The sequence below is a fragment of the Qipengyuania sp. JB2-7 genome, from assembly GCF_055693485.1.
Genome location: NZ_CM146335.1, coordinates 1,966,119 through 1,979,450 on the forward strand (window position 1 = coordinate 1,966,119; position 13,332 = coordinate 1,979,450).

At 56.2% G+C, this 13,332-nt stretch carries 7 protein-coding genes, 1 tRNA gene and 3 pseudogenes; 5 read left to right on the forward strand and 6 right to left on the reverse strand.

Translation table 11 applies throughout. The annotated features are described in order from the left end of the window. The first annotated feature begins 5 nt into the window (after positions 1-5). Positions 6-474, forward strand: a pseudogene (locus ACZ1GM_RS09855) (low molecular weight protein-tyrosine-phosphatase). Positions 475-484: 10 nt separating this feature from the next. Here the strand turns inward: ACZ1GM_RS09855 and recG are convergent. After that, a complete protein-coding gene (recG, locus tag ACZ1GM_RS09860; protein ID WP_472678539.1) occupies positions 485-2,551 on the reverse strand; it encodes an ATP-dependent DNA helicase RecG in 2,067 nt (688 codons plus the stop codon). Positions 2,552-2,583: 32 nt separating this feature from the next. Between recG and ACZ1GM_RS09865 the strand changes: the two are divergent. Further along, positions 2,584-2,894: pseudogene (locus ACZ1GM_RS09865) on the forward strand (succinate dehydrogenase assembly factor 2). A gap of 37 nt (positions 2,895-2,931) precedes the next feature. Beyond that, positions 2,932-6,414: a transcription-repair coupling factor gene (mfd, locus tag ACZ1GM_RS09870; protein WP_472676308.1), complete on the forward strand. Its 3,483-nt coding sequence runs from the start codon at positions 2,932-2,934 to the stop codon at positions 6,412-6,414. A 13-nt stretch (positions 6,415-6,427) separates the two neighbouring features. Here mfd and ACZ1GM_RS09875 read toward each other — a convergent pair whose 3' ends face one another. Further along, on the reverse strand, positions 6,428-7,747 hold the full coding sequence (locus tag ACZ1GM_RS09875; protein ID WP_472676309.1) for an EAL domain-containing protein: 1,320 nt from the start codon (positions 7,745-7,747) through the stop codon (positions 6,428-6,430). Positions 7,748-7,908: 161 nt separating this feature from the next. Here ACZ1GM_RS09875 and ACZ1GM_RS09880 point away from each other — a divergent pair, with 161 nt between their 5' ends. Further along, positions 7,909-8,688, forward strand: coding sequence for an NAD kinase (locus tag ACZ1GM_RS09880; RefSeq protein ID WP_472678540.1), 780 nt, complete (start codon positions 7,909-7,911; stop codon positions 8,686-8,688). Positions 8,689-8,791: 103 nt separating this feature from the next. Then, a tRNA-Asn gene (locus tag ACZ1GM_RS09885) sits at positions 8,792-8,867 on the forward strand. 5 nt (positions 8,868-8,872) lie between these two features. On the opposite strand, the gene ACZ1GM_RS09890 is transcribed toward ACZ1GM_RS09885, so the two are convergent. From ACZ1GM_RS09890 to ACZ1GM_RS09905, 4 genes and pseudogenes are all read right to left on the reverse strand, one after another. Then, positions 8,873-9,613 carry a sulfite exporter TauE/SafE family protein gene (locus ACZ1GM_RS09890; protein WP_472676310.1) on the reverse strand — a complete coding sequence of 247 codons (741 nt, stop codon included), beginning with the start codon at positions 9,611-9,613 and terminating at the stop codon, positions 8,873-8,875. Between the two features lie 128 nt (positions 9,614-9,741). Further along, positions 9,742-12,511, reverse strand: a pseudogene (gene secA, locus ACZ1GM_RS09895) (preprotein translocase subunit SecA). A 91-nt stretch (positions 12,512-12,602) separates the two neighbouring features. Beyond that, a complete protein-coding gene (locus ACZ1GM_RS09900; protein ID WP_472676311.1) occupies positions 12,603-12,824 on the reverse strand; it encodes a hypothetical protein in 222 nt (73 codons plus the stop codon). Positions 12,825-12,940: 116 nt separating this feature from the next. Next, the gene (locus ACZ1GM_RS09905; RefSeq protein ID WP_472676312.1) at positions 12,941-13,270 is read right to left on the reverse strand and encodes a TonB family protein; all 330 of its coding nucleotides are present in this window, start codon (positions 13,268-13,270) and stop codon (positions 12,941-12,943) included. Positions 13,271-13,332 lie beyond the last annotated feature (62 nt).

Consider the following 13,332-nt stretch of genomic DNA (forward strand, 5'->3'; position numbering starts at 1 on the left):
CCCAGATGACACATCCCGCCATTCTGTTTGTATGCCTTGGCAATATATGCCGATCACCACTGGCGGAAGCAGCATTTCGCAAAACCGCTGAGGAAACTGGGCTGAACTGTAAAATCGATAGTGCTGGAACTGCTGGCTATCATATCGGGTCACCGCCAGATCCGCGCTCAGTCGCCACAGCCGGAGTTCATGGCATTGATATCTCTCACTATCAGGGACGACAGTTAGCCACCGAAGACTTTACGCGGTTCACGCATATTTTCGCAATGGATCATCAGAACCTGCGCAATATCGAAGCCGTCAGGCCTGAAGGAAACGCGGCGCACGTATCTCTTTTGATGGACTTGGTGCCCGTACCGAGAAGGCGCATCAATTGCCGATCCGTACTATGATGGCGAAGAGCGTTTTGACGATACGTGGGAAGACGTTTCTGCCGCTGCTAATGCCTTGGTTGACAAACTAAAGCCCAGCTGAACTTTAGGTATCATCCTCCGCGTAAAGTGCGCACGCCCCAATCACGCTCAAACAAATAGAGTAGCATTCTAGCCGCCTCACCGCGCACACCGTCGAGCCCACCATCACGAGCCATCACAACCTGAGCATCAGCATAGGCAATCGGAAGCAACTTCGTGATCTGATCGAGACTGGCGACGCTGAAAGGTGTATCGCCCGACTGCCGCGTGCCCAGCAACTCTCCGCCCCCGCGAAGGCGCAAATCTTCCTCAGCCAGGCGAAAGCCATCTTGGGTTTCTCGCATCAACGCCAGCCGCTCTCTCGCCGTCTCCGACAACGTGTCGCCGCGTATCAGCAGGCAGACGGACTTTTCCGCACCCCGCCCCACACGCCCGCGCAATTGGTGTAGTTGCGCAAGACCAAACCGCTCTGCCTGCTCAATCACCATCAGCGTCGCGTTCGGCACATCAACGCCAACCTCGATAACGGTCGTCGCGACCAGCACCTTTGCATCGCCGCTGGCAAAGCGCTCCATTGCTGCATCTTTGAGCTCACTGGCCAGCTGCCCGTGGACCAAGACAACATCCTTACCAAAACGCTCTTTAAGCGCCGCATAGCGCGCTTCCGCAGCAGCAATATCCTCGGTCGCAAAATCACTTTCGCGAACCATTGGACACACCCAATAGGCTTGCTGACCGGTCGCGATGTGACGTTCCACACCGGCAGCGACTTCATCAATCCGCGCTTGTCCAACTACCCGGGTTTCGATCGCTTGTCTGCCCGGCGGCAGTTCGTCGAGCTTGCTGACATCCAACTCGCCATATTGCGCCAAAGTCAGCGTGCGCGGAATCGGCGTGGCGGTCATCGCGAGGACATGCGGCGCGCTCTTGCCTTTGCTGGCGAGCATAAGCCGCTGGCCCACGCCAAAGCGATGCTGCTCATCAATCACCACCATAGCTAGGTTCTTGTATGCGACCTTGTCCTGAAATATCGCATGGGTTCCAACAACGATATCAATGCTGCCATCCAGCAGCCCCATCAGCGTGGCCTCGCGCGCTTTGCCCTTATCACGGCCCGTCAGCAGCGCGACTCGCGCTCCGGTCGGCTCTGCTAGTCTGCGCATGGTTTCAAAGTGCTGTCGCGCGAGAATTTCCGTCGGAGCCAGCAATGCCGCCTGTGCACCGGCCTCGACAGCGATCAGCATCCCCGCCAATGCGACCACCGTTTTACCCGCACCAACGTCACCTTGCAGCAGTCGCAGCATCGGCGCTTCCTGCGCAAGGTCGCCTTCAATCTCGGCAATCGAACGCACCTGCGCACCCGTCATTTCAAACGGTAGGTCCAGACGATCACGCAAGCGACCATCACCCACCAAAGGTTGCCCGCGCCGTTGGCGGTTGTCAGCACGAACCAGCATGAGCGCCAAGGAGTTCGCCAAAAGCTCATCATAAGCCAGTCGATCGCGCGCCTTGGCATGATCCCCCTTGTGGGAAAGCAGCAGCGCATCGCGCCATTTCGGCCAGCCTTCTTTGTCGACCTGCTGAGTATCCGACCATTCGGGCAAGTCAGGAAGCTTGGAAAGCGATTGTTGAACCAGCCCCGCGATGCGCGGCTGCGTGAGCCCTTCGGACAGACGATAGACCGGCTCGCATAGCTGCCCGAGAGTATCCCCGCCCTCCTCCAACACGTGATCAGGATGCACGATTTGCAGCATGTCACCATATCGATCGAGCCTGCCCGCGACCCAGCGCTTCTCGCCCTGCGGCAATTGCTTCTTGGCTGTATACGACGCGCGCCCGAAATATGTCAGCACCATGACATTACCGATGCTGTCTTGCGCGAAAACGCGATAGGGCGCTCGACGACTGCCGCCCGCACGGTGCTCCGTCACCGTGAGCGCAATGATGACCTGTTCGCCCTCGCTCGCTTCATCAAGTGTTTCAACTGCGCGGCGAGTCACAAACCGTTCCGGCAGGTGATACGCCAAATCGCGCAAGCGCGTCAGCCCAAGCTTCTCCAACGGCTTTTTTAGCTTAGGCCCAACGCCTTCCAGCGTATCAGTTTCAGCAAAAAGAGGGTTGAGAATATCAGGCCGCATCGCGGCATGCTCTATACCCGCTTGCGCGGACAATGCGAGTGCCCTACCCGCGCCTCATGCCCGACAATCCAAGTGCACTTGAACTAGAAACCCGTTTCGCCCGAGCAAAGTTTCGCGCATGGCATCGCGGAACGCGTGAGGCCGACTACACGTTTGGCGGTTTCTTCGATGCGCATGCAAACGCCTGGGGGAGGATGACCTCTCCTGGTTCGAACGCTTGCTGGATCAGGACGACGTCGATGTAATGGCCTGGGCAATGAAGACCCGGCAGACGCCCGAAGCGTTTGCAGGTCCCCTGATGGATGCCATGCAACGTCTCGATTTTGTCGATATTCCGCGTTAGCCGGAACAAAGCTCGTGACACAGCACTAAACATACGCATGTCTGATTTTTCCCGTATTATCGAGGCTCAAAAGCCGCTGACGCTCGCATCTGTTGCGCGCGGTGCGCAGCCATTGGTGCTGACCGATCTGGCACGCGCCGCAAAAGGGCGTGCTGTATTCGTCGCACCCGATGATACAGCGATGCGCAGTATTGCGGAGGCCGCGCTATATTTCGCGCCAGAGCTGGAAGTAATCGAGTTTCCTGCTTGGGATTCGCTGCCCTATGATCGAGCCAGTCCGGCGTTATCGATCAGTGCAAAACGCCTGGCAGCTCTGCACCGGCTGCAGGCGGATACTGACCGCAATCAATTGCTCGTCACAACTGCCAACGCTCTGTTACAGCGTGTCCTTTCACCTTTCCGCGTTCGCGAGAATGTCCGCGCGTTCAAACCGGGCAGCGAGATCGGTATGGACAGCCTCGCCGCACTGCTGCAGCGCCAAGGATATTCTCGAACAGATACCGTGATTGACGCCGGTGAGTTCGCCATCCGCGGTTCTATCGTCGACATCTTTCCCAGCGGCCTCGACCAAGGGCTGAGGCTCGATTTCTTTGGCGATGAACTGGAAAGCTTGCGGCTGTTCGACCCAAGCACGCAGCGCAGCACGGGCACGCTCGAAGGGCATCTACTGTTGCCCGCAAGCGAGGCCCTGCTTGATGAAGGCAGCATCAAACGGTTTCGCAGCCGCTATCGCGAACTTTTCGGCGCCGAAGCGACGCAAGACCCGCTTTATGAGGCCGTCAGCGAAGGTCGCCGCCTCGCGGGAATGGAGCATTGGCTACCGCTTTTCGAGGACAAGCTGACGACGCTGTTCGATCATCTGAGTGAGATTGATGTGCTGGTGCTGGACAGCGCTTCTGTGAAGGCTGCGGAAGAGCGAATTACTGACATCGCGGATTACTTCGAGCAAAGACGGGCTGTCAGTGGCCAAGCCAAGGGCGGCTATCGCCCGCTTGCACCGGATGCGCTATATCTGACGCATCAAGAATATAGCGGTTCGGTCGCAGAATTTCCTGCCCATCGGATGAGCGCATTCAATGAGCCAGCTAGCGAAAAGGTACTCGATTTCGGGTTTCGATCAGGTCGTGATTTCGCCCCGGATCGCGCGCGGGGAGAGAACGTCTACGAGGCACTGGCAGATCATTTCAAGGCTCTCGGCAAAACCGGGAAACGCCCGCTTCTCGCGACCTATTCTAAAGGCAGCCGTGCTCGCATAAGCTCTATCTTAAGCGAAGCAGGATGCGCGATTGAGACCGCAGAAAGCTGGCAGGAAGCATTGGGCCTTTCGGCAAAAGGCAAACCGACTGCGCTGATCCTGCCGCTAGAGGCGAGCTTCGCCAACGATGAACTCGAGCTAATCACTGAGCAGGATTTACTCGGTGACAGGCTGGTGCGCCGTAAGAAAAAGCGCAAGGATTCCGACGCGTTTCTGGCCGAGCTATCTGCTCTCACGCCGGGTGATCTGGTGGTCCATACAGAGCATGGCATTGGCAAGTATCTCGATTTGGAACCGATCTCGGTCGGGAAATCGAAGCATGATTGCGTGTGCCTGCAATATGCGGGCGGAGACAAGCTCTATATCCCGGTCGAAAACATTGATGTCCTCTCCCGCTATGGCAGCAGCGAAGAGGCGGTTCAGCTTGACCGGCTCGGCGGAGAAGCGTGGCAGCGTCGCCGCGCAAAAATGCGCGAGCGGATCCGCGAGATTGCCGGAGAACTGATGAAAACAGCTGCCGCACGCGCGCTGAAGAAGGCACCAGTATTTGAGGCGGAAGAAGGCCCTTACAACCAGTTCCTTGATCGCTTCCCATGGGAGGAAACCGAGGACCAGGAGCGCGCCATCACCGATGTGTTGCGCGATCTGGAGAGCGGAAAGCCGATGGATCGGTTGGTTTGCGGCGATGTCGGCTTTGGCAAGACGGAGGTTGCCTTGCGTGCAGCCTTTGTGGCGGCGATGAACGGTCAGCAAGTGGCAGTCGTCGCGCCAACAACTTTGCTAGCGCGGCAGCACTACCAAAATTTCTCTGAGCGCTTTGCTGGTTTTCCATTGAAAGTCGGAAGGCTCTCGCGCTTGGTCTCAACGAAGGAAACCAAGGAAACGCGCGACGCATTGGCCGACGGCACGATGGACATCGTGATAGGTACCCACGCAATTCTCTCCAAAAACACCAAATTCAAGGATCTCGGCCTCGTCGTGGTGGATGAGGAGCAGCGCTTTGGCGTTACACATAAGGAGAAGCTCAAGACGCTGCGTGCTGATGTGCACATGCTGACCCTGACCGCGACCCCTATTCCGCGAACCTTACAAATGGCGATGACGGGCCTGCGCGAGCTATCCACCATCCAGACACCGCCGGTCGACCGTCTCGCTGTGCGCACTTACGTGATGGAGTGGGATGAGGTTGTGATGCGCGAAGCCTTGCTGCGCGAGCATCACCGCGGCGGGCAGAGCTTTATCGTCGTGCCGCGCATTTCGGATATGGCCGAGGTTGAGGAATGGCTGCGCGACACGGTGCCAGAATTGAAAGCGGTGACGGCGCACGGACAGATGAGCGCTGGCGAAATCGAAGACCGGATGAGCGCGTTTTACGAAGGTAAGTATAACGTCTTGCTATCGACCACGATCGTCGAAAGCGGACTGGACCTACCAAGCGCTAATACTATCATCATTCACCGCGCAGACCGGTTCGGTTTGGCTCAGCTTTACCAATTGCGAGGTCGTGTGGGCCGATCAAAACTGCGCGCCTATGCCTATCTGACAACGCCCGAGAACACGCAGCTTTCCGAGGTCGCTGAGAAGCGTCTGAAAGTGCTTAGTGACCTCGACAGTCTCGGCGCCGGGTTTCAGCTCGCGAGCCACGATCTTGATATTCGCGGCGCGGGGAATCTGCTCGGCGATGAGCAATCTGGCCATATCCGCGAGGTTGGCTTTGAGCTGTACCAATCGATGCTTGAGGATGCGATTCTGGCGCTTAAGGCAGGCGAAGCTGGGCTAGAAGCAAAACCTGAGAAAATCAGCCCGCAGATCACCGTTGATGCACCGATTATGATCCCAGAGGATTATGTGCCCGACCTTGCCGTGCGCATGGCGCTCTACCGCCGCCTGAACGACGCGCAAGACAACGCCGAGATTGAAGCGCTGGCCGCTGAGATGATTGACCGATTTGGCGACTTGCCTGCCGCGACATCCAATCTGGTGCGGCTGATCCAGATCAAGCATCAGGCGATCGAAGCAAACATCGCTAAAATTGAAGTTGGCAATGCTGGAACGCTCGTCACCTTCCACGAGAATGACTTCCCGGACCCAGTCGGCTTGCTTGCTTATGTTGATCGGCTGAAAGGCACCGCGAAGCTGCGCCCAGATATGAAGCTGGTGATCAACCGTGCATGGGGCAATCCGGAAAGTCGGCTCAACGGCCTGTTTCAGCTTACTAAGGGCCTCAGCGGCGTTGTTCGCAAATCGAAGAAGAAAGCGACCTAACGTCTGAGCCCAGTTAGGCTTTAGTAAGCTCGAGAAAGTCTGACTTCGTCATAGGCTCAGCCTTGAAGAAGCCTTGATAGGTTTCGCACCCTTCGCCCCTGACGAGAGCAAGCTGCTCAGCGTTCTCGACACCCTCAACAGTCACCGACATCTCTAGCGCTTTGGCAAGCGATGTAATCGACTGAAAGATCGACAAATCGCGTTTATCCTTGTGAATGTTGTCGACCATCGAATGATCGAGCTTCAAATTGTCGATCGGCAGGATCTTGAGATAATGGAAATTGCAGAACCCTGCGCCGAAGTCATCAAGTGCCAGCGTGATGCCCAGATGACGGAGCTCATCAAGAACCGCTCCGACCCGATCCAAGTCGGACAAGATGACCTGCTCGGTAATCTCTAGCGTAAGGCGAGCAGGTGCTATGTCAGCCTCTTCAATGAGCATGGTGAGTTCGCGCGCGAACCCGCCGGTCGCGAGGTCCTCTGGCGTAATGTTCAAAGACAAGCGCAGATGTTCTGGCCAGTCTTTCATATTCATCAGAGCTTTACGAGCAATGTGGCGCGACAAATGCGTTACGTGATCAATCCGATCGGCAACCGTGAACAGCAATCCCGCGCCAATCCGGCCCAGTTCAGGATGCTGCCAACGCGCGAGAGCCTCAGCGCCAATCAGCGTATCATCGGCCACGGAATATTGCGGTTGAAAAACCACTTCGATCTCATCACGATCAATTGCCTCAAGCAGGTCAGCCTCAAGCTGGTGATTGGTCCGGCCACCCTTGATGTGCTCACCGCTTTCCCAGCTGATCCTTTGACCAGCCATGCCGCGAAGTCGGCGCGCGCCTTCTGCCAGCGTATCAAGCATTCCTTCTGGAGTTGTGGCGTCCACCGCTCGCATCAGAACAATCCGCGGCGAGAGGCGAAGTGCGCCCTCCCCGCCTTGCTTGCTAATAGGCACTGACAACGCGTCAGCAAGCGCCTCAGCAAGCCACTGCCAACGTTCCCGACTGCATTCCTCGCGCGCCACTAGCAGGAAAGATCCGCCAGCGACGCGCGCAGCGAGCCAAACGCTGCTTTCCAACTCATCTGCAGCGAAGTGGCGAATTCGCTGTGCAACTTCCACTAGAGCTCCATCGCCCGCAGTTTCGCCAAATGCAACATTGACAGTGTCGATCCGACCCAACTCGACCAGCATGACATGCAGTGGGCAATTCGCGGCCCCATCCGGCCAATCTCGCTGCCATTTGGCAATTGTATCTCGCGCCTGCGCAAGATCAGCGAGCCCCGTGAGTTCATCCGGGGATCCTATATCCAGGTTTTGTGCGCGACTTGCCATGGCGACCCTCTATTCGTGCCGTTGGCAATTCCTATGGTGCATTTGCGTCACGTTGCCAAATGGGACGGCGACCAATAGGGGGGATTACAGAGCCACTCATTTGGGATGACCTAACAGATGAGCTTAACCGTTTGGCATGGCGAAGCGCGATTGGGGGAATGATGCCTGAATTTGCAAAGCTCGCATTGTTGGTTTCCGACAGCGACAAGGCGCAGGCTGCGAAAGCCGATTTCGAGGCGTCACATGACTGGTGCCCGCTTGAGGAGGCAGAAGCTATCGTCGTACTGGGTGGGGACGGCTTTATGCTGCAAACCCTGCATAGCATGCTGGAAACAGGCGATATTCTGCCAGTATATGGCGTAAACTTGGGCACAGTCGGCTTCTTGATGAACAAGAAACGTGGCACGGAAAAACTGCTGAGCCGGATCAAACGCTCCAAAGCCATACGGATCGCACCAGTGCAGATGAAAGCCGTCACGCAGGATGGTAAACGTCACAGATACAGCGCGATAAACGAAGTTTCCCTGTTGCGTGAAACGCGCCAGACCGCGAAATTTGAAATCTCAGTCGACGACAGGGTGCGGATCAAAGAATTGATCTGTGATGGAGTTCTGGTCGCAACTCCTGCTGGCTCAACCGCATATAACCTTTCTGCAAACGGTCCGATTTTACCGCTTGATTCGAATCTGATGGCGCTAACCCCGATTAGCCCCTTTCGTCCGAGGCGCTGGCGCGGTGCAATTTTGCCAGATCGCAGTCGCATTACGGTAAAAGTAAAAGAGCCGGAAAAGCGCCCCGTCTCTGCCGTGGCTGATCAAAAGGAGCTGCGCGATGTGGCCGAGGTGAGCGTGGAAATCACGCGAGAGCATGAACTGGTGCTGTTGTTCGATCCGGGCCAAGCGCTGGATGAGCGCATGATCGCGGAGCAGTTTCAGGTGTAAGGAGTGGGTGGCCCAGAAATCGCATAAAAATCGCCACAAAAGCGATTGTCCGCTTGCCAAATCTTTACGGTCTTCATATAGGCGCGCTCTGCCGATTGGCTGCTCCCCGATAGCTCAGCGGTAGAGTAGGTGACTGTTAATCACTTGGTCGTTGGTTCAGAATCCAACTCGGGGAGCCATTTTCTCACATTCCAATGAGCAGCCGCGTGCCCACCCAGATGGTGAGTGCCGCGGTTATCCAGCGTATCCAGTTAAGCGGCAGGAAGCGCGCGGCAAGCAGCCCACCGATCCATCCGCCGAGCGCAACGGCGATCATCAGCGGCAGGCCAAAGGTAATCGCTGCCGAAAGACGGTCTGGACCGCCCTTTAGTATCTGCCCCGCTAGCCCGAAAAGCGAGTTTACGAGGATAAACAGACTGGCCGTTGCCGCAATCGCACGACCATTGTTCCACCGCGTCAGGTGGAGCAATGGTGCAAGGAATATCCCGCCGCCAATGCCCACCAACCCCGCCAGATAACCGAGCGGCGCGGCAGCGAGCGGCATGAAGCGGCCCCACCAATTGGGTGTGTTCTCCGAAGCTTCTTTGATCGGTATGAGCAGCGTCAATCCCGTTAGGATCAGGCTGGCGCCCAAGATCAGAAGAAATGGCTCACGATTGATCGGGGTCAGCCCACCGAGAAAGGCGGCTGGCGCAGCGATACCGGTCAGCACCAACGCACCGCGCCACGGTGTGATCTGCAACCGGGCAAACCGTATTGTACTGCCTGCGACCACGACAATGTTACACGCCAGCGCAAGCAGCGGCAAAATGCGGTAGTCAACATCGTTCAGAGCAAGCAGCGCGCTATAGGTCGAGCCACCGCCAAACCCCACCGATGCATAGAGCAGCGCGGTGACGAAAAATGCGGCGGCGAGGATTGTCATCTACGTGTCATTTTTAGACTAACACCACCCGCGCCCTTCCCCCTTTCACCCGGAACCTGCCGGGGCTTAATCCGGCTGGAGGGGTGGAGGGCGTGGGTGGCGCGGTCAAATGTCAGATGAGTCGGAACTCAAACCTTTGCCGAAATTGCGCCGTGGCAATGCTTATACTTGCTGCCCGAGCCACATGGGCATGGCGCGTTGCGGCTCACTTCCATATCCGCGTAGGGATCTTCCACAAATGCACCACCTGGGCCCGCCGCAGCACGTGGGGAACCCGCCAGCGAACCGAACAGCTCTGGCCGCTCCGCCGACCCATCGCCATCTGCCGAATTATCAAGTCCTGTGAGGGGATCGATATGACCAGTCAGGAAGTCGGGCAGACCTGCGAGAACTTCTTCTGGAACCTCAGCGGGTGCCGGAGCCTGCGCAATCTGCATTCGCAGCATTTCGCCGGTCACATCCTCGCGCAGTGTGTCGAGCATACGCTCAAAAAGGCCGAACGCCTCTTGCTTATACTCGTTGATCGGCTGTTTCTGCGCATGCGCACGCAGCCAAACGACCTGACGCAACGCATCAAGCGTCGCAAGGTGTTCTTTCCAGTGAAAATCAAGCTTCTGGAGCAACAGGCTCTTTTCGTAGAAGCGCCAGCGTTGCAGGTCAGCCTGCGCGATCTTGCCATCCATGACCTGATCCGCTTCGTCACGAATCCGCTGCTCAATGATTTCAGGCTCGAGCGTGTCTTCTTCCATCCACTTATCGAGCGGCGGCGTCAGGCCGAGGACTTCCTCAGCACGCGTTTTCAGCCCCTCAATATCCCACTGCTCTGGGTATGAGCCTGGAGGGCAAGCGTCGCCGACCATCGCATTTATCGCATCGTGGCGCATATCGACAACGACATCATCGACAGTTTCACTGTCCATGATCTCAGCACGCTGCTCATAAATGACCTTACGCTGGTCGTTCATCACGTCATCGTATTGAACGACCTGTTTACGCATTTCGTAATTGCGTGCCTCGACCTTCTTCTGCGCAGTCTCAATCGCTTTTGACAGCCACTTGGAACCAATCGCCTCACCATCTTCGAGGTTTGAGTTCATCATTTTGGAGAAAAGCGTATCAGGGCCAAAGATCCGAAGCAGATCGTCTTCCAAGCATAGATAGAATCGCGACAGGCCAGGGTCGCCCTGACGGCCTGAACGTCCGCGCAGCTGATTATCAATCCGGCGACTTTCGTGGCGCTCGGTGCCCAGAACGAACAGGCCTCCTGCTTCGAGAACGCGCTGCTTCTCGTCTTCAACTTCCTGCGTGATGCGAGCGATCTCCGCATCCTTCGCCGGGCCGTCTTCCATCTCGCTCAGTTCGTCACCGATGCGGAATTCAATATTACCGCCCAGCTGAATATCCGTACCGCGCCCGGCCATGTTCGTCGCAATTGTTACGGCACCGATGCGGCCCGCCTGCGCGACAATATGCGCCTCACGCTCGTGCTGACGGGCGTTCAGGACTTCGTGCTTTACGCCTTCCTTGTCGAGAAACTGGCTAAGCAATTCGGACTTTTCGATAGAGACAGTGCCTACAAGAACGGGCTGACCGATCTCGTTCTTTTCCTTGATAGCTTTCGCAATCGCGGCGAACTTGTCCATCGTGTTCTTGTAGAACTGATCGTCCTCATCGATCCGCGCGACCGGCTTGTTAGTGGGGATTTCAGCGACGTTGAGCTTGTAAATGTCCCAGAATTCAGACGCCTCAGTGGCCGCCGTACCAGTCATGCCCGACAGCTTTGGATACATACGAAAATAGTTCTGAAATGTGATCGATGCCATCGTCTGGTTCTCGGGCTCGATCTTGGCCTTTTCCTTGGCTTCCACCGCCTGATGCAGGCCGTTTGACCAGCGCCGACCATCCATCATCCGACTCGGTAAACTCATCAATGATTACAACCTTGTCGTCTTTGACGATGTAGTCGATGTCGCGCTTGAACATGATGTTCGCTTTGAGCGCCTGATCGAGGTGGTGCACCACCTGCGTGTTCTCAACGTCATAAAGGTTATCGGTTTCAAGGAGACCTGCCTCACGCAGCTTGGCCTCGATCGCATCCGTGCCCTCTTCAGTCCAAGTGATGTTCTTGGTCTTTTCATCTGCCTCGTACCATTCTGGATCGAGGTCATTGACGATCTCATCAATCGCTACATACAGTTCTGACTTATCCTCCGTCGGGCCAGAAATGATCAACGGTGTCCGCGCTTCGTCGATCAGGATCGAATCAACCTCATCGACAATCGCGTAGTTAAACGGGCGCTGCACCATCTGGGCGCGCTCATGCTTCATATTGTCGCGCAGATAGTCGAAACCAAACTCGTTATTCGTACCATACGTGATGTCAGCATTGTAGGCATCGCGCCGCTCAAATTCGTTGAGATTAGGGATAATTACGCCGACCGTCAGACCGAGGAAACGGTAAATCTGACCCATCCATTCTGCGTCACGACTGGCAAGATAGTCATTAACGGTAACGACGTGGACGCCCTTACCCTCAATCGCATTCAAGTACGTCGCGAGAGTCGCAACCAGAGTTTTACCTTCACCGGTGCGCATCTCGGCGATTTCACCGCGGTGAAGAACGATTCCACCGACCATCTGCGTATCAAAATGCCGCATGCCGAGCACACGTTTGGAGGTTTCGCGAACTGTGGCAAACGCCTCTGGCAGAATGTCGTCTAAAGTTTTGCCGTCAGCTAATTGGCCGCGAAACTTGTCCGTCTGCGCAGCAAGCTCCTCGTCAGAGAGAGCCGTGATCTGATCTTCCAGCGCGTTCACCTGCGCGACAACCTTGTTCATCGAGCGCACGTAACGATCGTTAGACGAACCGAAGAAGGTCTTCATAATGGCATCAAACATGGATGGGTGCCCTTAAAAGTAGTATATAAAAGAGTTGGTTGGCGCGCCACATTGTGCGCACACTCACAAAAAATTGAAGATGTGAAGAGCTCTATTCGAGCGAGAGATCGACGCCCAGCTGTACTGTCGGCAAGAAGATGCGAACAGGTTCTGCATTCTCACAAGGGCGCGCAGGGGTTTCACGGTCACGCTTTCCACGCTTCTCGTGATGGCATTCGCAACGCCTCTCTTTCTTGGCATGCGTCTGCTTGTCATCAGCCTCTATCTGAGTGCTAAAAGCCTCAACCAGATTGGCCTGCGCTGGAGCGGACACGTACCGCAAGACCGGTCATGAGCGCAAAGCAGGCCAAGAGACGACGTAACATCATTCCGCAGCATATAGACGCTAACTCGTAAAAAATCTACCTCGCCAATTGATCGTCTCGCGGATTACTCAATATCATCCAAAGCGGTGGAGCCAGAGCTTCGCGAAACAAGGCAATTGGTCACTAGCCCATTCTCAGCGACGTCGAGAACATAGCTTACCGTTCCCTCGATACCATTTTTCCACTCAGAGCTAGGATAGTCCGAGTCTTTGATTAGGTCCCAGAAACCGCGCTTGGGTCTCGGATCCCGATTTGCTGGCGGAACCGCAATTGCTGGAGGAGCTGGAACCTCATAGAGTTCTACCGCCTCTGCCGCTTCGTCTGCCGATTGTGCCGTCGCGGGTGCAACACCCAATGTTCCAATCGCCAGCGCGACTGCGCAAAATCTGGTCATTTACTCTCCCGCCCTTATCAAATGCAGCGCCTTAGAAGGATTGCAATTGCTGCTTTATGAAG

Excerpts from the sequence above, each read along its gene's own strand:
- recG (WP_472678539.1), bottom strand. The coding sequence starts at position 2,551 with ATGCGGCCTGATATTCTCAACCCTCTTTTTGCTGAAACTGATACGCTG.
- mfd (WP_472676308.1), top strand. The coding sequence starts at position 2,932 with ATGTCTGATTTTTCCCGTATTATCGAGGCTCAAAAGCCGCTGACGCTC.
- ACZ1GM_RS09875 (WP_472676309.1), bottom strand. The coding sequence starts at position 7,747 with ATGGCAAGTCGCGCACAAAACCTGGATATAGGATCCCCGGATGAACTC.
- ACZ1GM_RS09880 (WP_472678540.1), top strand. The coding sequence starts at position 7,909 with ATGCCTGAATTTGCAAAGCTCGCATTGTTGGTTTCCGACAGCGACAAG.
- ACZ1GM_RS09890 (WP_472676310.1), bottom strand. The coding sequence starts at position 9,613 with ATGACAATCCTCGCCGCCGCATTTTTCGTCACCGCGCTGCTCTATGCA.
- ACZ1GM_RS09905 (WP_472676312.1), bottom strand. The coding sequence starts at position 13,270 with ATGACCAGATTTTGCGCAGTCGCGCTGGCGATTGGAACATTGGGTGTT.